This window comes from Polyangiaceae bacterium (genome assembly GCA_016715885.1).
Classification (GTDB): Bacteria; Myxococcota_A; Polyangia; order Polyangiales; family Polyangiaceae; genus Polyangium.
Genome location: JADJXL010000016.1, coordinates 127,501 through 150,314, shown reverse-complemented (window position 1 = coordinate 150,314; position 22,814 = coordinate 127,501). Strand labels below are relative to the sequence as shown.

Sequence of the window (22,814 nt, the reverse complement as noted above, 5' to 3'; positions counted from 1 at the left end):
CTTCTACACGTAATTTTCAACCCTATCGGCCTTCCTGCTATCAATCTACTTGCTTTCCAGGGCAAACCGCGCCGCGTGGAAATTCTTGGCAATCGGTCACTGAGCCCGTAATCTCTGTCGAGGAGCACCCTCTTCGCCCATGATCACACGCGACCGCGACGCCCACCACAAGCTAGAACTCGTGGTCTTCGCTGCAGGCGATGAAGCCCTCGTTTACGCACTTCCCGCGTCGGGAAAGCTCATCATTGGCCGAGCCGAAGACGTCGACATTCGCATCGATGATGCGTCGGTATCGCGTCGTCATGCCGCACTGCATCTCGATGCGGCGATGCGTATCGAAGATCTTGGGAGCTCCAACGGAACCGACGTGCGCCGTCGCGGAGAGCGTTCGGGCTCTGCAGACAATACGCGGAAAGTCTATCGAAAACCGGGTCTTACGTTCACCGTCGACGTTGGCGAATGCATCCTCATCGGCACGACCGTGGCCACGATTCGGAGGCTACGCTCATCGCGAGGGTCCGATCCAGCGCCTCCGCCGCCGTCCGATCGTGTGGTCGTGCAGGCTCCTGTGATGCGAGAGCTTTATGAGAATGCCCGGCGTATTGCGCGATCGGACATGCGCGTGCTGATCCTTGGCGAGACGGGGGTGGGCAAGGAAGTGTTGGCGCGCGAAATACACAAGGCATCACCGCGAACGAAGGGGCCATTTTTGGCGGTTCATTGCGCGGCGCTCAACGAAAGTTTGCTCGAGAGCGAGCTCTTTGGGCACAGGAAGGGATCGTTTACGGGCGCAACGGAAGACAAACCGGGGCTCTTCGAGGCGGCGCATGGCGGGACGGTGTTTTTGGATGAAATTGGCGAGCTTCCGACGGCGGTGCAAACGAAGCTCTTGAGGGCGCTCGAGGAGGGCACGATTACGCGCGTGGGAGAACAAACGCCTCGAAAAATCGATGTCCGATTCATTGCGGCGACGAATCGCGATTTGGAGACGGAAATCGAGCAGGGCAAATTTCGGCGAGATTTGTTTTTCCGGCTCGAAGGGGTGTCGCTCACGGTGCCGCCGCTCTATGAGCGCGTAATGGAGATCATTCCTTTGGCGCGGCTTTTTTTGGATCAAGAGTGTCGCAAGCTCGATCGGGTGGAGGCGCCCGACATATCGGCGGAGGCCATCCGATTGCTCGAGGAATATGCGTGGCCGGGCAACGTGCGAGAATTACGCAATGCGATGCAGCGTGCGAGTGTATTTTGCACGGAGGAAGAGGTATTGCCGGAGCATTTGCCGCCGCGGATATCGGGTCGTGCGCCGCAGATTCCGCCGGCCAAGGGCAGCTCGCCGGAAGCGCGCTCTTTGGCATCGCGTGCGCCGAACGCGACGCAACCGATTGCGGAGACGGAATTGCCATTGAGCGCGGAGGAGCAGGCGGAGTATCAACAGATCATGGAAGCGCTCGACCGCAACGCGGGTAATCAGACGGCGGCGGCGAAGGAGCTGGAGATCTCGCGACGCACCTTGGTCTCGCGGCTGGAGAAGTACAGGATACGGAGGCCGAGGAAAAAATGAGAATGCGTGCTTTGCTAATGGCCATTGCCATCGTGATCATGGCAGCGTCGGTATCTCGGAACAGCCATGCGCAGGCAACGTGCATGAATGGGGGCTTTGCGTGCTCAGCGCCTCAAGCATGCACCGACAGCGGTTGCCGCGAGCCCATCTATTGCCAAAAAGATGGCGATTGTGCCAATGAGATGCTTGGATGCAACACATCTCAATACCGATGCCTCTGTATGCAAAATGCCGATTGCGGTACGTTTGGTGCATGCGTCGAGGGGACTTGCAAACGCCTGGACGAGCGTCCGGAGTGCACACGCGCGTGCATCATGGGGGCAGACTGCGGACAACCCCTGCTATGCACATTTGCGAAAGACGCGACGGAATTTGGCTTGTGTTGTCCGGCGGCCGCCGTCAATGAGGAGGAGGATTTTTCGTGCAGCGCCGGTTCGTCGAAGGCGATGGGCGGCCGCGAAATAGTACTTCTTGCATTCGCTCTTGCGTGCATTGCTAGGGGTCGAACCCGAACACGACTTGGGGAATGAAAAGAAAACTTGGTCGATAAGCGGATGTACGTTCGAGCGGCTTCGTAAATAATGGATCCTTCACAATCCGCACCGACATTTCCGGCAATAGAGGTCCCTCAGCCAAGAGAAAGAGGGCACCCATCGACAGACCGATGGTGGCCGGCCCCACACGCAATGAGGCTCCGATATCGAAAGTCGCATAGGCAGGAACGGAGCGCTCGATCTCGCGCCCCGAAGCCGCCAATCCAAAATCGTCAATCGGCCCGAAGGCACCCAAGTGCCGCGCATTGACTTCATTTTTTGATTGTGCCCCCATGAGCCCACTGCCCGCTCGCACGAATGCGTTCAACCGATTGTCAATGGATGGTTCCCAAGCGATCGATATACCCATGAAAGGCGCGAAAAGGGGCACACTATGATAGAGCGTGATTCCGGTATTGAAAAAGCCGTTCGGAATGCCCGGCGTCCACGCGTACAATAATCCCATGGCCAGACCCAACGAAACGTCGCTCGGCAAGCGATAACCACCGCGTGATTGAGCCAGGACTCCCGACAATGGCGAGAGTAAGCCCACTGAACCGAGATCGATTCCGCTCCATCCGATGGCGGGGCCTACGGTTGCTTGGACAAACCATTTGCCGGATGGCGGTGGAGGCGGAGGAGGCACGGGGATTTGCAATGTGAGCGTATCGCCGCCTTGGCCGGAGAAGCGCACGGTCGATTCGGGCTTGCCCGGGAGCAATACTCGAAGCAAGTGTGTACCGGGCATCAGATATATGGGCTTCGAACGGGGCAACGAGCCGCAAGCATCGTCATCAATTGAAAACGAGCCTTCTCGCTCGTCGACATATGCAATGACGACCTCTTGCCTCAATTGGTCAATATAGTGTTTGAATTCAACGCGCTCCTTGGGATCGAGTTTTTCGTCGAATCGAATCAATATTTCTTCATACAGCGCAAGGGCTTCGGGATACCGCCCGAGCTCCCGCAAGCACAACGCGGCCATCAATGAGTTATCCGGGCTCGGATAGACTGCCCTCGACTTCATGAATAGCTCGAACGCCTTTGCGTAGTCCTTGGGCTCCTTGGCGAGAAGCGCGTCAGCCTCGTCATACAATAGCTGCGCAGGTGCTTTCAATGATTCCGGTGCGGTCTCCGATGAAAATGCTTCCGGCGGACATGTCGCCCACGCATTGGATGAAAGAATGATTATCGTTGCGAGCACGACCAAACAAGCACGGCCGCGCTGGTGCACAATTTCGTCATATGAGCGGAAACGAGCTCGAGTGTTCATCGAAGTCTGATAACTGTTTGACGTGTAGCTGCAGGCGGTGACGTTTCGGGTTGCTTTGCAGGCGCTTCGGAGGATTGCGACGCGGCTGCGGATGAAGTGGACGCTAATTGAATGGATGCGGTTGGTCGTGGCGAACTCATCAACATGGTATTGCGCGCAACGCCGGGCAACTTGGTTTGTGTCGACACCGCCGTCGTCGCCGGTGTGATATCTTCTTTGGATCGCGATGACGTGATCTGTTTGTTGCGCTCGGATGACAACCTCTCGAGCTCTGCGAGCTTTTCGTCCTTGTCTTTGTTCTCGCGAAGCGCAGACTCGAATTGCGTAATATAGGCGCGCTCCACCTTCAATATTTCTTCCTGGGCAGCCGCTCGCTCGCGGTCTCTGCGTGCGCTTTTGCGTTCCGCCTGAACATACATCGTGCCCATCATGCCCAAGATTGCAACAATGACGGCTCCAAGTACGACAATCACCACACGTCGCCGCTGACTTGCTCGCACGCTCGCGCGGACGAATGCCGCCGCATCGGTCGACAATCGCACTTCGTTTTTCCGGACAAGCTCACGAGCAAACGCGAGCCGCCTCCCCGTCCATAACCCAACACTCTCCGGATCCTTTTTCCATCGTGCTCCGTCACGCTCGATTTCTTCGGCGAGCATCCTATCGCCGCGTGCCTCGGCAATCCAATAACGGAGCCGCTCCCAGCGCGTGAGCAGTGCCTCGTGCGCCACCGTGACGCCATCTTTCGAGGGCACCAAAAGACGCGCCTTCCCCAGCGCCGTGATGACGTCCCGCGCCGCTTCTCCCGCAATCTGTACGAGCTCGTCTTCGCTTTGCGCCCGGCGAGTGCCTTCGGGCGTGGTCAATGCAAGCAAAACGGAGCGGACGACGTCCATGGATTCGGGATCCGCCTCCACCATGGCCGAAATGGTCGCTTCGGCGTGCCTTTCGAGCGCCCCTTCAATGCCCCCGATTTTTTCAAAAGCCGCGCGCGTCAATCGCTTGTTTTCCTGATCCCGCGCATTCCACATTTCCGCCAAAGCGAATTCGACGAGCGGCATGGCATCGACGGCTCGATCGATTGCATGAAACAATTCCTTTTCCAGCTCGGCGTCTTCCAATCGATAACCGTATGCTTCCAAAGCGCCGAGCACACTGTCCCGCCAATCCATGGGACGAAGCGGCTCGACGAGACACAAAGCATTGGCAATCGTTCTTCCGAGCGGACCCAGGTTGAGGAGTGGGTCGAGCAAATCGCTACGCGCTGCAACGACCGCGCGCACACCAGGAATCGCACGCTCGCCCATGTGCACGAGCACTTTGGCCGCGGCATCGCGACTTTCCGGGATCGACGTCGTCACCAATTCTTCGAGTTGATCGACGAACAAGACGACGCCACGTTCTTCCACATTGGCTCGTTCGGCCAAAGCCGCCACGAGCTGCTCTTCGTCGAGGAGGGGTGCTTCCGGCACGAATGCTGCGATTGCTGTGTAAATGGCGGCGAGTGGATCTCGACCTGGTTCGACGATAACAACGTCCCACGCTTTCGGCCATTTGGACAATTCTCGTCCGACGAGAGCAGGCAAGAGCGCTGCCCGTGCCAAACTCGATTTTCCACTGCCCGATGGCCCCACGAGCGCGACGAGCCCCTTTTTGCGAAGCAATTCGAGGGCTTTGGTCATTTCATTGCGCCGACCAAAGAATACATCGCGATCGCGCGCTTCGAACCTGCGCAAACCGCGAAAAGGCCCTTCGTTTTCGGGAGGAAGGTCCCGTTTTCGCCCGCCGAGCTCCAGACGAATTCGTTCGAGCTCGTGCTCCACCTGCAATGCTCCACGCGGCCGATGTTCTGGACGCGGCGAAAGCAACCGATCGACCAAAGCAGCGAACGCGGGCGGAATGGCCCGCGTGCGCGATGCAAGTGGTTCCGGCGGGATTTCTCCGGAAGTGACGCGTGAATCGAGTATCACGGCGCCCTTGGCGCTCGTGCCGATGTGCGCGGGCAATAGCCCGGACAAACAGCGATACAAAGTTGCTCCGAGCGCATACAAATCGCTGGCTGCCGAAGGCGCTACGCGCCTGCCCGCGCACGCGGGATCGATGTACCCTTGCGTGCCGGTCGCCATGCCCGTCACGGGCGCGGTTTCATCCGCGAAAGTTTGTCCCGACAGAACATCGGACAAACTCGCGGCGACCACTTCACCAAGTCCATCGTCGCTCGACGCTGCGATTCCAAAGTCGATGAGCTTGTAGGTTCCGCGAGCATCTTCGACGATGTTGCTGGGCTTGATGTCGCGATGAATGATGCCTGCTTCATGCACGGCGGCGAGGGCCGAAGCGATCGCGATGCCGACGGCAAGCGTTTCTTCGACGCTCAGGGTGCGATCGGCTCGAAGCCGATCTTCGAGCGATCGGCCTCCGAGTAGCTCCATCGCGAGCCCCATGACGCCGATGGATTCGTCGATGGCGAGCGCGTAAAAGCGCGCCACGTGTGGATGTTCGACGCGCCCGAGCGCGCGGGCTTCTTCGATGATGTCTTCCTTGTCGGCACCGAACTCGTCGAGAGCAAAGAGTTTCACGGCGGCAAGGCGCACTTCGGTTCGCCCGTACATCTCGCGGGCGAGCCAGACGGGGGCATACCCCCCTTCACCGCGCTCTTCGACCAGCAAAAACGGGCCGATTTTTCGCTCTGACGCGGGGCGTTCTAGAAGGCGCGTGAGGGCCGGGGCGCGTGTCGTCATCAGGACAAGGTGGGGAGAGAATGCACGAGTAAGAAGCGGACGTAAAGGGAAGGCTGACGACTTCGACAAACACGACCGTGACGCAAGATTTCGTGCATGTTTTCGAGCTTCGCGGCATTTTCGTCGTTGCTATGAATGAGGAATCTCGGATATACTCGATAACATGGCGACGGCCGTTGAGCTTTCCGCGCGCGAGCAAGACGTCAAGGATGAGCTTCTCGAGGCTCTCTTCGGATCGCTTGAGCTTACGGAAGTGCTTGGCAAAGCGCATGGCGCCTTGTCGCAGCTCGTGCCGGTCGATCATGGAGCGCTTTGCGTGAGCCGCCCGGAGGGGCTCGCTGCGTACGACTGGATCGTGGCCGAAATGCCGGAAGTATTTTTTGCGGAATATGCTTCGATGGTGCCGCATGATTTCGTGCGCACCGCCGTCGCCGAACGGCCCAATCTGGTTTTACGCGACGAGGAGATGCTTCCGCGCGAAGAAATCGAGCATAGCTTTTTGTATCGATATTGTCGCACCATCGGCATGAACGTCGAACACGTCATGGCGGTGATGCTGGCCGAGAGAGGTTCGTCCTGGCACGGAGGGCTGGTTTTGTACCGGGACAGGCGCGTGGCTTTTTCCGACAGGGAAAAGTCGATATTGCAGCATTTGTCGAAATATTTCACGTCGGCCGTCCGCAATTGCAAACGGTTTGGCGAACTAGAACGACGAAGCTCGCTCATCGATACGCTGCTTTCCACGCGCAGCTTCGAGGGCATCGTCTTCGGCGCCGATGGTACGGAAATCGCCCGTACGACGGGCATTTCGGCGCTCCTTTCGAAATGGTTTCGCGTCGCAGAGCTCGGGCCCGGCGGGTTGCCTCGGTTCATGGCACAAGAATGGGTCGAGCTTGGTAAATCATTACGTTCGTCGCCACCTCCAAGACCGTGGTGGCGAAGTGGCAAAACCATTTCGCCTACCCTGTCGCATTTGGAGCTTCGGGTGTCGATCGCACCTTTGCCACGCGCAAATGGAGCATTTGCGATTCACGTGGAGGAAGTGCCGCAACTCGTTCCGATGCCGCAGGCGTGGAAAAATGCCTTATCGACAGCAGAACTCAGGGTGGTCGAGCGCGTCTGTTGGGACAATGCGCTCATCGCTTCGGATTTGGGGATATCGGATCAGACGGTCAAAAAACACCTTTATCGATCCTTCGACAAACTGGGTGTTTCGAGCCGTGGGGCACTGATTCATGCCGCTTGGCGACTTTCTTCGACGCTCTCGATGACCGAGAACATTCCCAAGTAGAGCGCTGTCGTCACCGCCGCGGAAAGTGCAATGGAATCCCGGTCGGCGGGGAGCGAGACCACGCCGAGCACGCGGCGAAGCAGATCGATATGGTGTTCATCGGCGTCGGCATGCCCTTTCAAAAACGACACGCCCTGGTCGATGCCATGGATGCGGTTTTTCTTGACGAGGTTTTCTGCCGTCAAACCAGCTCGCGCTTGCGAAAGCGATTCGAGCACGTAGGCCGTGCCCAGAAAACCGAGCGGAGAGCCCGCTTCCACTTGGAACTGATTCCAAGCGACGTAGGCCGCGACCGCATGCGAGGGATCCGGCGGCATACGTTCATCAATGGGACGGTCGATGGCTTCGAGGTCCGCGACCAACCATTTTTCATGGCCGTCTTCTTCGTCGGCCTTTTGCAAAAAAAGCCGCGCCAACGTGGGCGCTCGACGCAGCATTCCAAGCCGCTCGCCAGCTCGGCGCAAAAGCGGGCGCGTATGCCGAACATAGAGATAGGTTTGCTCGAGAAATGCCGCATATTCATCGGTATCCACGTCACCTGCCAAAAAGCGCCGGGCTGCAGGATGTACATCGAGCGAATCGAGCAAGTCGGAAACGACGGAATCGAGTCTTTGTACCAGAAAATTCATGACGGTTTCCTTTCCGGCATCAAGCTGCCATGGGTTGTCGCTCGTGAAATGGGCATTGATCGGCCACCGCTGCAATGAACGGCAATGCGCACATGCGAAAGCGCGGGTCGAACATGGGTGGTCCGACGAACCGAGCGTGCATTCGGCGGGCGTAAGAATCGATGGTGCGTGGCAAAGGGACGTTCGCGTCACCTGCAAGCGCGCGCGAACGCACCCGTTCGTCGTAAAATGGTCGGCGCGGAAAAAGCGGCGCGACAAGGGCATTGCGTCGTTCGAGAACCAGGTCGTCCCGGACGAATCCTTGCAATACGAGAGCTCGTTGAATGATGAGCGCATCGTCGAGCGCATCCGTCTCCATGTTGGCCCCTGCAATCCAATGGGTCACACCAAACCTCGAGCTCAACCGAAGAGCCGCTGCATGAAGCAGCGATGCTACAGGCGACCCTCGGTACGCAGACAATACGCAAAACCGCGTAGTCTCCGCTGGCCGAAGGCCGGCTTTGGCCAATGCAGCGAGGTCGTAATGCGACTCGATCGAGAGGCCAAACAACGTGCCATTGGCCAGGGCGATTTCTCGATTGGGCAAAAGCAGCCTCACGGCACCGACGGCTTTGCGCCCATCGTATGCAACGATGTGCAGCGTCGTGGCGAGCGTGTCGAATGGTTCGAATTCACGCGGAATGGTTCCAACAGCCGTTTCGAGATACCCGAGCTCCCGGGCGAACACCTCGAAACGAATCCGCAATGCGTCGTCGATACGACGCTGGGTTTTGGCGAGGGTGCAACGGATCTGGGGCATGGCGTCCTTCGGCAGCGCGGGAAAAACGCCTCGCGCACCGTAAACGACGCTCATTGCATGCTCCGTGCCAAACCTGGAAAAGCCGAAATGATTGCTTTCGGCGGATACGGCACCGTTCGGATTCACGATTTGCGCAAATGGCGCATTGCGCAAGTCGTCACCGTTGCACTTGATGTGCAGGCACGCGCCCTCTCAATGGCGTTTCGTTATTCGGCAATTCTACATCGTCACCGAAACGCCAACCAATTGCGTGTCATGTCAAACGATCCGGCATTGCAGCACGGCGTTCAATCTCGCCGAGTAGCCCCAGCGACTCGACATCGACAATGATGTCTCGCGCATCTGCCGCCGATGGCGCCGGCCGCGGGGGCCTCTTGCGACGCGCAACGAGCGAACGATCGACCGCTTCGATGCACCTTGCTCGGAACGTCGCGTCGCGCTCGCACTCGCGCACGAGCGCTGCATGCGCTCGATCCTGAAAGTCCTCGTTCGAGCAGACGAGTAGCGCGTCACATCCGGCCCGAATCGACAGGACAGCCGAATCCTCGATGGCGTACGTCGCGGCCACCGCGGCCATTTCGAGGTCGTCGGAAAAAAGAACGCCACGGAAACCAACGTCGCGACGGAGCAGATCCGTGCACACGGACGGTGACAAAGTGGCTGGCACCTTTGCATCGAGCGATGTGACCACGACATGCGCGGTCATGAGCGTTCCGAGGCCCGCCTGCGCATACGCTCGAAATGGGACGAGCTCGACCTCGGCGAGACGCGAGCGCTCATGGTGCACGATGGGGAGCCCGACATGACTGTCGACGGAGGTATCGCCATGTCCGGGGAAGTGCTTGCCACATGAAAGCACTCCGCTTTCCTCGAGACCGAGCGCAAACGCAACGGCAAGCGATGCGACGAGATCCGCGCGCGTCGCAAACGATCGATCACCGATGATGGGATTGTCAGGATTCGAATCGACGTCGAGGACGGGAGCAAAGTCGAGGTTGAAGCCAAGCGCCGCAAGCGCTCGACCGAGGTGTTTGCCGACGCGCGACGCCAAATGGAAATCTTCGGTTCTTCCGACGAGGCGCATCGGGGGCAGCGCGGGAAACCAGCCACGGAGGCGAGCTACGCGCCCGCCCTCCTGATCGACGGCGATGAAGGGCGGTAGTTCGCTGGGACAAACCTCACGAATCGCCGAGCAGAGCGCGTGTGTCGACGGCAGATCGAGCACGTTACGCTTGAACAAGATGGCGCCTCCGCGTAGCCCCTCACGAAGGGACTTGGCGAATCGATCAGGAAGCGCCGTGCCGTCGAAGCCACCGACGATGATTTGACCACAAAGAACTGGAAGAGAAAGATCAGCGGCTTGCATCGCGCTCCTTGCGTGATCGCCTGCGCAAAAGTCCAACACCTGCCATCGCGACGCCAAACGCCATGCCGAGCGGTCCCGATCGTCGGCTCGCGGTCTTGTCGCTCGTGGGCCACGCGCAACCGCCGGACGTCGCGTCGACCTTGCCGGTCGCGCGCCAAACGTCTTCACCGATCTCGAGCTCGCGTGGCGTTTCGATGGATTGTCCCGCAAAACGCACGTCCACCGTCATGGTTTTCCCACCGGTACCGCGTTCACCCGCGACGGCAAAGCGGAAGAGGCCATGACGAACCTTTACGAGCGGCGATACGACGATGCCTCCAGAGACGATCACTTCGAGGTCGGTGCCAGCAATGCCCGTAGAAACTTCACCTTGCTCGTTACGTAGCTCGACCGTTCCCCACACGGGCCACGTCGGATCGGGTCTGGCGTAAGCGCTCGAAAGCACCCACCAACTTTTCTCGATCGAAGGCTGCTGCACGGTGCCTTGTTCATCCGTGAGCATGCGACGTGCACCTTCGAGGTCGAGCGCTCCGACGCCGAGCTGCGTTTCATGCCGAACGGTGCCAACGGGGTAACGAGCGCCTGCTTGAAGAACGTTCGTCACACGCTGTTGCGTAAGCGTTTTGTCGAGCTCGAAGAGCAGCGCGATGGCGCCGGCCACATGCGGCGATGACATGGATGAACCGGACGTGATCGCGTGCGTTTCATCGACGAGATAACAAGGCTGTCCGTCTGGACAACCTGCGCCATCGAAGAGACCACCCGGGCCTTTGCGCGGATCTGCGGCGTCGCTCATGGCCGCAGCGACAAACCCACCGGGCGCGCTGATTTCAGGCTTGGCCACGCCAAACGGCGTCGGACCCGCCGCGCTGAAGTAACACATGCTGTCGGGGAGCGGATTGAGCTCGCCACCGACGGATGCCAGCTCGAGCGCTTCGGTCGTGAGCGGATCCCACGTGACACGATTCAGCGTGCACCCAACGGCAAGAATGTTCGGGTGGCTCGCCGGAATTGCGATCGTTCCTTGTCGAACGGCCTTCTCGAAGAGCAACCCGAGCGAGCTGCTCGTCGAGACGTCACCGAGTCCGGTGACCCAGAGCTGAGCGTCTCCGTGACCAGATAGTACGATGTCGAAGGTTCCTTCTTCCCACGCACCGCTCCACGCAACGACCGCGCTGTTGGTGTTGTCAGTGAGGGGGGTTTTGCCATTCACGAGGCGATTGACGACGGCAGCCGTCGTTCCACCTGCGCCGTCATAACCAGCTTCGTCTCCGGGTTCTACGAGACGAACCCATTGTTGTCCACCGGGTGCGTCGAGACCAACGCTGACTTCGTCGCCAGGGCGAAACGTAATCCAAACGAAACCATTTCCATCTTTGGACTTGGGAGTCGCAATCGGTACACGTGTTTCGGTACCAGCAGTGACGCGTACTTCCGTGTGGATACCGAACGGGCCGCGTTCCTTGATTTGATACATCGTGCCGCTGTTGCCCGCCGCAGCGACGATGGCACGACCAGGCTTGTGGTCCCCCGCAAGTGCCGCCAAACCTTGCTCGAGGACGCTCGAGCCATCGTGCGGACCAAAGTCACCACCGAGGCTGAGATTGATGACGGCAGGCATGCCCATCGCCGTCGCCCGCTCGTCGATGAACTGCGCACCGATGAGCACGTCGACGTCTTGAAAACCCGCGTCGGACGACGGACTGGAGATCACGAGCGTCGCTTCGGGAGCAAGCCCCACGTAGGTTGGGGTTTGTCCTCCCATGAGCCCGCCATTGCCTGCCGCAATCGATGTGACGTGCGTGCCGTGGCCAAACGAGTCACCAGGAAGCTCGAGCGCCAACTGACCGCTCATGATCTTGTCGAGGTCCTCGCCCGAGAACACTGCGCACGCGACTTGCTTTGGATCCGTACAACCGAACTTCTTTTCGAGCTCGGGATGAAGCCCGGCCGGTTTACGCCCGCCTTGGAGTAACCACGCGATACGACTCCGGCCCTCGATGTCGCGAAAGTCGGCGTGGGTGACGTCGATGCCCGTATCGACGATGCCTACGACGACGCCCTTGCCAGTACCCAAACCGGTTGCCTGACGAAACGCTCCGACCTTGGTCCACGTGCCGGACACGTCGAGCAGTGGCTTGAGTGGAGGCGATACCGTGAGCGCAAAATCAGGGTGCGTCTTTCCAAACTCTTCCACTTCAGAAGGCGCGAGGCGAATGGTTGCAACGCCAGGCGCGACGGGGAGCAGTCCTAGCGATCGGGCATCGACACCTGGCGGCAAGTGCACACTGACGGCGATGCGTCCCGACGTGTCCGCAAGTGGATGACGCTTGTTCGGAGCATCGAGCAGTCGCACGAGCGATCGCGCCGGAGCGTGGTCGGCGTGAACCTGCGAGGCGAGAAGGAGAATGGCGAGGGAGGAGAAGACCAACGATGGGCGGGCAAGCACTCACCCATCGTACAGCATGGATCACACGGGCGGCACGATGTGCTTCTTGGCTGGTCGCGGTTCTGATTTGGCAGCGTAGCGCGCAAAACGTCGCGATATTTCGGCGCGTAGTGCGTTTGTCGGAACGATCGCGTCGACGACGAGCTCACTCGCAATCTTCACGAGATCCACATCTTCGCGGTACTCGTCGCGGAGCTTCTGCACCATCGCGTCGCGTTCGGGTCCCGCGGGAACCGCCTGGATTTTGTTGTAAAAGACCGCATTCACCGCGGCGTTTGGACCCATCACGGCGATCGACGCACACGGAAGCGCGATGCACGCATCGGGCTCGAACGCCGGACCACACATCGCGTAGAGACCTGCCCCGTACGCTTTGCGCACGATGACGGAGATCTTCGGAACGGTCGCTTCACTGACGGCCGCGATCATCTTCGCACCTGCTCGAATGATTCCCTGCTTTTCGACGAGCGTTCCGATCATGAAGCCGGGAACGTCTGCGAGATAGAGCAGCGGGATGTTGAAGGAGTCGCAGAGCCAAATGAAGCGCGCGGCTTTGTCAGCCGAGTCGACGAAGAGCACGCCACCCTTGTACTTGGGCTGATTGGCGACGATGCCGACGACACGCCCCTCGATGCGGGCAAACCCCGTGAGAACTTCCTTCGCCCAGAGCTTCTTGATTTCGACGAACGATCCTTCGTCGATCACGGCATCGATGACCGCCATCATGTCGAACGGCTTGTTCTCGTCCGCGGGAATGATCTCCTCGAGCGGCTTCGATGCGGCCTTTGCTGGACGCGCCTCGATGATCGACGGCGATGATTCGTGATTCTGCGGCATGAGGGCGATGTAGCGTTTGGCCCAAGCAATTGCGTCTTGCTCGGTCTTGACCAGCACGTCACCGCAACCCGATTCGGAACAGTGCATGCGTGCACCGCCGAGCTCTTCGAGCGTTACCTTTTCGCCAATGACCATCTCGGCCATGCGTGGCGAACCGAGGTACATGCTCGCGTTCTTGTCGACCATGACGATGACGTCGCAGAACGCGGGGATGTACGCGCCGCCTGCTGCAGAGGGCCCGAAGAGCAAACAGATTTGCGGGATCTGTCCACTCAACTGAACTTGGTTGTAGAAGATGCGCCCCGCACCGCGACGGCCCGGGAACATTTCGATCTGGTCCGTGATGCGCGCACCGGCCGAGTCGACCAAGTAAAACAGCGGACAGCGCAAACGAGCCGCAGTCTCCTGGATGCGCAGGATCTTCTCGACCGTGCGACGTCCCCACGAACCGGCTTTGACCGTCGAATCATTCGCCATGACGGCAACGATGCGGCCGTCGATGGTGCCCGTCCCCGTGATCACACCATCGGCAGGAAGCTCGGGGTCGACCGCGTTGGCGAGTAACGCGTCTTCGACGAAGCTGTTTTCGTCGAGCAAAAGGTCGATACGTTTTCGAGCGAAGAGTTTCCCCTGCTCGAGGTTTTTCTCGTGGTACTTGGGTGCGCCCCCTTGCTCCACGCGTGCACGGAGGTCTTGCAGTTTTCGGTCGTCGAGGGACATGGCGATGGCGGCATAGCGCTACTTGCGCCGCGCCAAAAGCTCTCTTGCTGCAACCTCTAGCTCACGCGCATTTCTCGCGACGAGCACGCGATCGACGACCGCCGCATACCGGGGCATCGCGTTGTCTCCCGTGCCCCAGCTCGCCGGAGATTCGGGACAAATCCAAAGCACGCTCCCTGCACGACGACGAAGCCGTTCGACGACCGAAACTTCGTCACCGAGAAAGTTCGTCCGACCATCGCCAAGGATGACGACGGTGACGCGGCGATCGATGGTTTGTCCGAGCAGCTCTTCGAACATGACGAGGGCGCGTCCGTAGTTCGAATTGCGGGTGCGGTCGACGATGGTGCCTTGTTCGATGAGGCCAAGCGCAACGGCGGATGGTTTGCGCTCAAAAAGTCCCGTGGTTTCGACGGTGTCGCTGACGAAGACGAACGAGCGTGTGCCGCCGAAGAGCTCTTGCGATACCGCGACGAACTCGAGGAGAAACCGCGAGGCAAGACGCACGGAATCCGAGACATCGCAAAGAAGAACGAGAACGGGTTTGTCTCGACGGCGTGCTCGACGCGCTGGCCGGAAAGGCACTCCACCCGTGGACAGACTCCGTCGAAGCGTGCGCCGCACATCGATTCGACCATGCGCACGCCGCTTCTGACGGACACGTTCAGCCCCACGAAGCCGCTCGGACAAACGTCGCACTGCGCGTCGCACTTCATCGATTTCGTCGGGCGAAAGCGATGCAAACGGTCGATCCACCGCACGTGACGCAGCCGCGCCCTCATCTCCAAGACGTCGCTCGAGAACCTGTGCGACATGTGTGCGCACACGTCGCTTCATGGCGTCGAGCTCTTCACGCAGCGCCGCAGCGAGCTCTGCTCCACGTTCATCGCCAAGCGCCTCGCGAAGCACGTCGCGCATACGCACCAGAGCAGAACCAAGGGCGCTGAGACCGAGACGCTTGTTCGCCTCTTGCGCAAAGTAGCCAACTTGAAGCGAGCTACTCATGGGAGCGAGGACGCGCGCTATCCCTGCAGCGGACAGCAGTTGATCGAGCTCGCTCGCGTCACCAGCGAACGCGAGCATGCCGGCAGCGTCGCCCGAGGATCGTTGCGCCGCGGCATCGAGAACTTCGCGAAGCACGGCGAGCTCTGCGTCACGAAATCCGCGGGCAGCGAGGCGGCTCCAAAGGTTGCCTGGATGCGATCGGGCGCTGGAGAAAAATCGGTCGAAACAATCACCGAACAACGCGAGCTCGCGCTTGTTCGTCGCAAGCACGGTGGACAAACCATCGCGAAGCATTTGCCTGTCGGAAAAACCCACGAGCGCACACACGCGTGCAGCATCGATCGCTTGCGCGGTCGACACGGGCAGGCCGTCGCGACGGAGCACCCAGAGAAACTCGTCGAGAACTCGTAGCAAAAAACCTCCAAGCCCCTGATTTGAAACGGCTCGAGCAATTCGAGGCTAGCATGCGGGCCATGCGGAGCTTCGCTCCTCCACGCTGGGTCGTGCTGCTGTTCGCCCTTGCGACAGCGTGCACGCCTGCGACCGAGTCGCAATCGTCGTCGGCGACGAATCCATCTTCTTGGAGCAGCAACGAATCGGACGCCGAAGCGCGTTCGAAGGCGACGTCTGCGACACCGGACAAACCCACGCGGTGGGAGCATGCCGATGGGCTGAGCACGTTCCGCAAAGCAGCTCCGCGCGCTCGCTCGCAGCATCTCGACGGCGAGTACGACGCGGAAGTGCTCGCGAACGACAAAGCCGCGACCTACCCGGCGCTCGGACCGCTTCGCCAGCTTCCGGTGGGCTCGGTGCTCGTCGAAGCGCTTTACGCGCCGGGACGTCCGGAAGTGGCGACCTACTTTGCGATGGTCAGACAGCCTTCAGCGACGGGCAGTGCGTGGGAGTACTTGGTCGTTTCGAGCTCCGGCATGGTCGAAAAACGAGGAAGCCTGACGCTGTGTGGTCGCTGCCATGCCGAAGCGCCGCACGACCACGTCTTTGGTCGCCCACGCTGAACCCAAGCTACGCAAAAATTGCATAACTCGAGGGCAACCGCGACAGCGATGCCTGACCTGCGGGTACTGCGTAAGAAATGAACCACCGAGGTTGCTCGGTCATTCCGAACTGCCGCTGAGTCTGAGCGTCGAAACTGATCGGATGGCACGGCTGCTGCTCTAGGCGAAGGCAGCCGGACGCGTCGATGAGCCGCAGCCGGTCTCTTTGCTTCGTTTTTGATTGGCTTGCCTTGACTTGATGGGCCGTGTTTCGGCTCGGACCATCGACTTTTCTTCGTCGGGCTATGGGTAGCCCGGCGAATCTTGCTTGGCTTGGTTGTCTTTGCCGTCTTCGGGTCTCTGGCTCTTGTCTTTGGTTACTTGCGTCGGTCGCATTCGCTTCAACTGAACGAGCGTAAAAACACGCGGTGGCTCCCTCGGGGTCGCCGCGTGTAGCTTTTTGTGGTCTGAGAAAAGTGACGGGCCGAAAAAAGAATCGCCCGGAGCGCTCGTGTCGGATTTCTTCTTGACAGACGACCACAAGCCGCCTAAACGCCCCCACTCACGTCGCGCTACCACGCGGAGCGTGACTCGAAACACCTGTAGTCTGCATTGCGCCCATAGCTCAGCTGGATAGAGCATCGGCCTACGAAGCCGGGGGTCGGAAGTTCGAATCTTCCTGGGCGCGCCAAGCACCGAACCTCAGCCTTGCGATGACGCAAGGAAGCCTCACATGAGCATTCCGCCCGATTCAACCACTCGGGTGAACGTCGCGCAGGACGAAACGTTCATGCGTGTCGCCATCGAAGAGGCGAGCCTCGCAGCAGTCGATGGCGACGTGCCCGTGGGTGCGGTCGTGGTCGATGCAACTGGCAACGTCATCGGGCGCGGACGAAATCGGCGTGAAGTCGGGCAAGATCCGACGGCTCACGCGGAAATCGAGGCGATTCGCGACGCTGCGAGAAACCGCGGCGCATGGCGGTTGCTCGACACCACCGTCTACGTGACGCTCGAACCATGCCCGATGTGCGCGGGCGCTTTGGTGAACGCGCGCGTCGCTCGCGTCGTGTACGGCTGCAAGGATCCCAAAGCCGGCGCCGTCGATACCCTTTTCGCCATCGGCCGCGACGGACGGCTCAACCATCGTTTTGAGGTCCAAGGAGATGTGCTGAGCGACGAATGCGCCAATCTCCTCCGAGCCTTTTTCGCGGCACGACGCAAGCCGAAGGTTGTTTTGGACCAACCAATCCCGGACGAACCCATCGTCCCGACAAACGACTTACCAGCTGGCTGACACCCGTCAGAAATCCCCGGGACGTTCGAGATCTCCTTCTGGAGGAGCCGCATTGGTTTCTTCCGGCGGAGGCGCATCGGCACGTTTGGGCGCTGGTTGCCCGCGCACGACGGTTTCACGAAGGCCCGTTTCGAGCTCTTCGTCGGTGATCCATTGCCGCTTGTGCGCCGTCTGCATGAGCTTGCGTATGAAGTTCATCCAGCCCGGCGTCACTTCACCACCAACGCCGAAGTGCTGTTGTTTCGGATTGGGAAGGATGGACGAGATGTAGAGCGCTTGGCCGAGTGAAAGATCACTGGCCGATGTGTTGAAGTAGTACCGAGCTGCAGGACCGATGCCGTAGATCATCGGGCCGAACTCGACGACGTTCAGATAGAGCTCGAGGATCTGATCCTTGGTGAGCTCCTGTTCGAGGTAGGTCGTCAGCACGACTTCTTGAAGCTTGCGCGAAACGGTTTTTCCGCGGTCGAGGTAGAGGTTTTTCGCGAGCTGCATGCTGAGCGTGCTGGCACCTCGTACGAACTTTCCTTTGCGCAAATTGTCGCGAATGGAGTTGCGAATGGCCTCCATGTCGAAGCCGCCGTGGTGCCTGAAGCTGCTGTCTTCCGTCGTGAGAACGGCGGTCTGCATGAATGGCGAGATGGCGCCGAACGGGACCCAGCCCGCCGTGCCCGGCCCGCTTTCGACTTCGACACGCTCGCCGGCTGGGCCAACGACCCATCGACGAAACGGCTTACGGAAGCGCGCAGCGTCGATGCCGGCTGGAGCTTCCGCGATGCGACATGTGTTCGAGAGATCCCACGCAACGTCGTAGTCGTGATCGATACGCGCCGTATCGAAACGAGCGTGCCCTTTGAGTGCAAACGATCCGGCCATGCGCATGCCAACGAGATGCGGCACGAGCGCTTTCGGCGCGGCTTCGAGCATGCTCTGACAAGCCGTCAGCGGTACCTCGAATTCAGCGCGCACTCGATGCCCGCCGCCCGATGCTGAACGTTGATAGGTTCCGCGCACGGACAACCGCGTTGCGCCAACATCGACTTCACCGTCGTCGACGCGCAAAGACGACCCGTCGAGCATCATTTGGCCCTTCAAGCGAAAGGCAACATCGAGTCCCGTGATGGGATCGTCGGACAAGCTGCGACTTTGAAAGGATAGATTTTGCGCACGGCCCTGACCGTCGATGCGCAACTCCTTTCCATCTGCCGACAGGACGACGTGTGATCGCGTGGTCAGCGACGTCTTCGTGACATCGATGAGACCAAAGTCACCCTCACGAATGCCGAGTGCAGACAAGAAGATCGGCCCACCTTGGACGTCGGCGACGATCTCCGCCGCAGCATCCGTGAGCGGCACGCTCAAGCTGAACGTGAGCGCCTGTGCATCATCCTTGTCGCGCGCGTGAGGCGAAAGCTCGATCAGCATCCGCCCCGAGTCGCGACGAACGGCGAGCGAACCAGGGCCCAAGTTCAGCGACTCGCGGCCGCGCGATACCTTCGCGTGCAGACTGTCGAGCTTGATGTTTGCGCCTTGTTCGAGTGCTGCATCGAGCACATGCGCGCCGCGCACGAGCGTTGCACGCGCAGTCGTCCACGCGCGAGGAACATGTTCGGCGGGCTCGGTAGACGCCGGGGCATGCGCAGGCAGGCGCGCGTCATCGAGCGGTCCCGGAAGGGTCAGCGCTGCATCGAGCGCACGTGCAGACAGCGCTGCGACGCGATATCCGCCCTCTGCATGCTTGACGAGCGTGATGTGTCCGCCTTCCGCCGAGACGGACAGCGGGCCGACGGTGATCGTCGCCTCTTTGGCCGACAAGCCCACCTTTCCGTCCTGACGTGCGAAGTTCACGTCGACGGCGTTCACGGCTTCCGTGGGGTTGTCGCGAGTGTTTTGCCAGGACAAACGGAGCCCTACGATCTCGGCTTCCGTATGACTTCGCGTCGATGGCTCCGACTTGCTGGATGCCGTGCGGAGATACCGCGTTTGCCACTGCTCGACTTCATGCAGTACGACTTCGCGCGATCCGACGGCTGAAACCGTACCGCCTTGGAGTGCAACCTTTTTTCCACTCCAACCGACGGCAATATCGATGCTCTCGAAGTGGACGACGGAGCTCGGAATATCGGCGACCGCTACGTCGACGCCATGGAGCTTCACGCCATGCCAGGAGGGACGAACCTCGTCGATGGTGATGCTGGCGCCGTAGCGTGCGGCGGTTCGCGCGGCCTGATGGCGGACGAGAGGCCCGAAGGACAAGGCAGTGGCGACTGCGATTACGCCGCCGGCTGCGAGAGCGACTTTCAAGTGAGCAGAAGCCACGCTGGTCTAGGGTAGCAACGCCCGGGCTCAGGCAAATAAAACAGCAAAAGCGACGGGGGCGCAGGGCGCGCGCTCGAGGCTGTCGAGCACGGGCTGACGAGGCGAATGTAGATGATTGGGTGGTGAGAACGGGAATGCTGGAAAGCGAATTGCGGGCGCGCAGAGAAAAATTCGGTGGATGGAAAAGAAAAAGCCTGCAAGAGATTATCTTGCAGGCTTTAGAAAAGGACCCGGCGGCGTCCTACTCTCCCACTAGGCTTCCCCAGCAGTACCATCGGCTCCGAGGAGCTTAACTTCCGAGTTCGGGATGGGATCGGGTGTGGCCTCCTCGATTTCACCACCGGAATTTGTGGGTGCACCATTCGAGCGAATCGAAGGTGTTTCGCGTTGGTATCTCGATCACCCGATCCAGAGTCGAGATACGTTTCGTGAATTTGCGTCCGCAGTAGCATTGAGCGCTACGCAGGTTCGTCACCCGAACTCTGCGTGCGAGGAATCGACGTTTGCCTTAGAAGTATGGTCAAGCCGCACGACCTATTAGTACCGGTTAGCTCCTCCGATTGCTCGGCTTCCACACCCGGCCTATCAACCTCGTGGTCTACGAGGGGTCTTTAGGAGTCTTGCGACTCGGGACACCTAGTCTTGAGGCCGGCTTCCCGCTTAGATGCTTTCAGCGGTTATCCGTTCCGCACATGGCTACCCGGCTATGCCCTTGGCAGGACAACCGGAGCACCAGAGGTGCGTCCAATCAGGTCCTCTCGTACTATGATTAGCTCCTCTCAAGTATCCTCCGCCCACAGCAGATAGGGACCGAACTGTCTCACGACGTTCTAAACCCAGCTCGCGTACCGCTTTAATCGGCGAACAGCCGAACCCTTGGGACCTGCTCCAGCCCCAGGATGCGATGGGCCGACATCGAGGTGCCAAACCGCGCCGCCGATGTGAACTCTCAGGCGCGATCAGCCTGTTATCCCCAGAGTACCTTTTATCCGATGAGCGATGGCCCTTCCATGCAGAACCACCGGATCACTAACGCCTGCTTTCGCACCTGTTCGACCTGTCGGTCTCACAGTTAAGCTCCCTTGTGCGTTTGCACTCTACGCCTGGTTTCCAATCAGGCTGAGGGAACCTTCGCACGCCTCCGTTACTTTTTGGGAGGCGACCGCCCCAGTCAAACTGCCCACCAGGCAGTGTCCCTGACCCAGATCAGGGGCCTGGGTTAGAAGTCCAGAACAATCAGGGTGGTATTTCAACGTTGGCTCCATCGAGGCCGGAACCCCGACTTCAAAGCCTCCCACCTATCCTACGCAGATTGTCCCGAAAATCACTGCCAAGTTGCAGTAAAGGTTCATGGGGTCTTTCCGTCTTGCCGCGGGTAGAGGGTATCTTCACCCCCAATACAATTTCGCTGAGTCCCTGGTCGAGACAGCGGGGATGTTGTTATGCCATTCGTGCAGGTCGGAACTTACCCGACAAGGAATTTCGCTACCTTAGGACCGTTATAGTTACGGCCGCCGTTTACTGGGGCTTCGGTTCGTCGCTTCGCTTGCGCTGACAACTCCCCTTAACCTTCCAGCACCGGGCAGGCGTCAGACCCTATACGTCGTCTTACGACTTCGCAGAGTCCTGTGTTTTTAGTAAACAGTCGCAACCCCCATTTCACTGCAACCCAACCACGCTCTTGGAGCAAGTCCATTCACGCAGACCGGCACACCTTCTCCCGAAGTTACGGTGTCATTTTGCCGAGTTCCTTAACCAGGGTTCTCTCACGCGCCTTGGGATACTCACCCCGCCCACCTGAGTCGGTTTGCGGTACGGACACCAAAGGGGCTCTGTACGCGGCTTTTCTTGGAAGCCTGGGATTACCGAGTATCCGGAGCAAGCTCCGACCTCATCACCTCTCGAATACGCGGACTGCCGTTTGTCCCTACCGGGTCCTGGCAATCCATTCTACGTTATCGCTACTCATGCCTGCATAAGCTCTTCTCAGGCCGTTATCGGTCGTCACCGTCCGCCGTGTATCTCCTCGAGAATACTCCCCTACCGCTCTCTTACGAGAACCCGAAGCTTCGGTACCAGACTTAGCCCCGTTATATTTTCGGCGCAGGCTCGCTTGACCAGTGAGCTATTACGCTTTCTTTAAAGGATGGCTGCTTCTAAGCCAACCTCCTGGCTGTCAGAGCGTTCCCACATCCTTTGCCACTTAGCATGGATTTGGGGACCTTAGCTGTCGATCTGGGCTCTTTCCCTCTCGGCTACGGAACTTATCTCCCGCAGCCTGACTCCCGGATAGTTGTCGCCGGCATTCGGAGTTTGGTTGGGTTTGGTAATCCGGTGGGACCCCTAGCCCAAACAGTGCTCTACCTCCGTCAGTCAACTCGCGAGGCTATACCTAAATATATTTCGGAGAAAACCAGCTATCACCGAGTTTGATTAGCCTTTCACTCCTATCCACACCTCATCCCCCACATTTTCAACTGTGGTGAGTTCGGTCCTCCAAGCGGTGTTACCCGCTCTTCAACCTGGACATGGATAGATCGCTAAGGTTTCGGGTCTACGCCACGCGACTCGTCGCCCTGTTAGGACTCGCTTTCGCTTCGGCTCCACCTTGCGGCTTAACCTCGCCACGTAGCGTAACTCGCAGGCCCATTATGCAAAAGGTACGTGGTCACACATTGCCTTGCGGCCATAGTGCTCCCACTGCTTGTAGGCACACGGTTTCAGGTACTATTTCACTCCTCTAACCGAGGTTCTTTTCACCTTTCCCTCGCGGTACTAGTTCACTATCGGTCGATCAGGAGTACTTAGCCTTGGAAGATGGTCCTCCCAGATTCCCGCCGGATTGCTCGTGTCCTGCGGTACTCGGGTGTCCTGCACGGGGAGTCTCGCTTTCGCATACGGGGCTGTCACCCTCTATGGCCGGCCTTTCCATGCCGTTCTACTAGCTCGACTCTTTGTAACTCGTCGGGAGAAGTGCCATTCTCCCTGCAAGATCCCACAAC

13 protein-coding genes, 1 tRNA gene and 2 rRNA genes (1 of these 16 running past the window's edge) are annotated in these 22,814 nt (G+C 59.5%); 5 read left to right on the top strand and 11 right to left on the bottom strand.

Annotated features, from left to right (window positions below; translation table 11 throughout):
* Window positions 1-181: 181 nt before the first annotated feature.
* Window positions 182-1,561: a sigma 54-interacting transcriptional regulator gene (locus tag IPM54_18160; protein MBK9261711.1), complete on the top strand. Its 1,380-nt coding sequence runs from the start codon at window positions 182-184 to the stop codon at window positions 1,559-1,561.
* 495 nt (window positions 1,562-2,056) lie between these two features.
* Here the strand turns inward: IPM54_18160 and IPM54_18155 are convergent, their stop codons facing one another.
* Both IPM54_18155 and IPM54_18150 read right to left on the bottom strand, forming a co-directional pair.
* On the bottom strand, window positions 2,057-3,298 hold the full coding sequence (locus IPM54_18155; GenBank protein ID MBK9261710.1) for a tetratricopeptide repeat protein: 1,242 nt from the start codon (window positions 3,296-3,298) through the stop codon (window positions 2,057-2,059).
* Between the two features lie 65 nt (window positions 3,299-3,363).
* Window positions 3,364-6,108 carry a protein kinase gene (locus tag IPM54_18150; protein ID MBK9261709.1) on the bottom strand — a complete coding sequence of 915 codons (2,745 nt, stop codon included), beginning with the start codon at window positions 6,106-6,108 and terminating at the stop codon, window positions 3,364-3,366.
* Between the two features lie 163 nt (window positions 6,109-6,271).
* Here IPM54_18150 and IPM54_18145 point away from each other — a divergent pair, with 163 nt between their 5' ends.
* Window positions 6,272-7,399 carry a helix-turn-helix transcriptional regulator gene (locus IPM54_18145; GenBank protein MBK9261708.1) on the top strand — a complete coding sequence of 376 codons (1,128 nt, stop codon included), beginning with the start codon at window positions 6,272-6,274 and terminating at the stop codon, window positions 7,397-7,399.
* Here the strand turns inward: IPM54_18145 and IPM54_18140 are convergent.
* From IPM54_18140 to IPM54_18115, 6 genes are all read right to left on the bottom strand, one after another.
* Window positions 7,342-8,028, bottom strand: a complete 687-nt coding sequence (locus IPM54_18140) for an iron-containing redox enzyme family protein (protein MBK9261707.1) — start codon at window positions 8,026-8,028, stop codon at window positions 7,342-7,344. The two genes, IPM54_18145 and IPM54_18140, sit on opposite strands and share 58 nt — an antisense overlap.
* Before the next feature lie 19 nt (window positions 8,029-8,047).
* Complete coding sequence (locus IPM54_18135) at window positions 8,048-8,953, bottom strand: GNAT family N-acetyltransferase (protein ID MBK9261706.1); 906 nt, start codon at window positions 8,951-8,953, stop codon at window positions 8,048-8,050.
* Window positions 8,954-9,080: 127 nt separating this feature from the next.
* The gene (gene nagZ / locus IPM54_18130; GenBank protein MBK9261705.1) at window positions 9,081-10,193 is read right to left on the bottom strand and encodes a beta-N-acetylhexosaminidase; all 1,113 of its coding nucleotides are present in this window, start codon (window positions 10,191-10,193) and stop codon (window positions 9,081-9,083) included.
* A complete protein-coding gene (locus IPM54_18125; protein MBK9261704.1) occupies window positions 10,180-12,642 on the bottom strand; it encodes a S8 family serine peptidase in 2,463 nt (820 codons plus the stop codon). Before IPM54_18125 ends, nagZ begins: the two co-directional genes overlap by 14 nt.
* 21 nt (window positions 12,643-12,663) lie before the next feature.
* Window positions 12,664-14,199, bottom strand: a complete 1,536-nt coding sequence (locus tag IPM54_18120; GenBank protein MBK9261703.1) for an acyl-CoA carboxylase subunit beta — start codon at window positions 14,197-14,199, stop codon at window positions 12,664-12,666.
* A gap of 18 nt (window positions 14,200-14,217) precedes the next feature.
* The gene (locus tag IPM54_18115; protein ID MBK9261702.1) at window positions 14,218-15,618 is read right to left on the bottom strand and encodes a VWA domain-containing protein; all 1,401 of its coding nucleotides are present in this window, start codon (window positions 15,616-15,618) and stop codon (window positions 14,218-14,220) included.
* 59 nt (window positions 15,619-15,677) lie between these two features.
* Here IPM54_18115 and IPM54_18110 point away from each other — a divergent pair, with 59 nt between their 5' ends.
* The 3 genes from IPM54_18110 (at window position 15,678) to IPM54_18100 (ending at window position 17,493) form a co-directional block, all read left to right on the top strand.
* Window positions 15,678-16,220, top strand: coding sequence for a hypothetical protein (locus IPM54_18110; GenBank protein MBK9261701.1), 543 nt, complete (start codon window positions 15,678-15,680; stop codon window positions 16,218-16,220).
* 593 nt (window positions 16,221-16,813) lie between these two features.
* A tRNA-Arg gene (locus IPM54_18105) sits at window positions 16,814-16,890 on the top strand.
* A gap of 99 nt (window positions 16,891-16,989) precedes the next feature.
* Window positions 16,990-17,493 carry a nucleoside deaminase gene (locus tag IPM54_18100; protein ID MBK9261700.1) on the top strand — a complete coding sequence of 168 codons (504 nt, stop codon included), beginning with the start codon at window positions 16,990-16,992 and terminating at the stop codon, window positions 17,491-17,493.
* A 6-nt stretch (window positions 17,494-17,499) separates the two neighbouring features.
* On the opposite strand, the gene IPM54_18095 is transcribed toward IPM54_18100, so the two are convergent.
* The 3 genes from IPM54_18095 to IPM54_18085 all read right to left on the bottom strand — a co-directional run.
* Window positions 17,500-19,812, bottom strand: coding sequence for a transglycosylase domain-containing protein (locus IPM54_18095; GenBank protein MBK9261699.1), 2,313 nt, complete (start codon window positions 19,810-19,812; stop codon window positions 17,500-17,502).
* Between the two features lie 228 nt (window positions 19,813-20,040).
* A 5S ribosomal RNA gene (rrf, locus tag IPM54_18090) occupies window positions 20,041-20,157 on the bottom strand.
* A gap of 171 nt (window positions 20,158-20,328) precedes the next feature.
* Window positions 20,329-22,814, bottom strand: a 23S ribosomal RNA gene (locus IPM54_18085) (it continues 309 nt past the right edge of the window).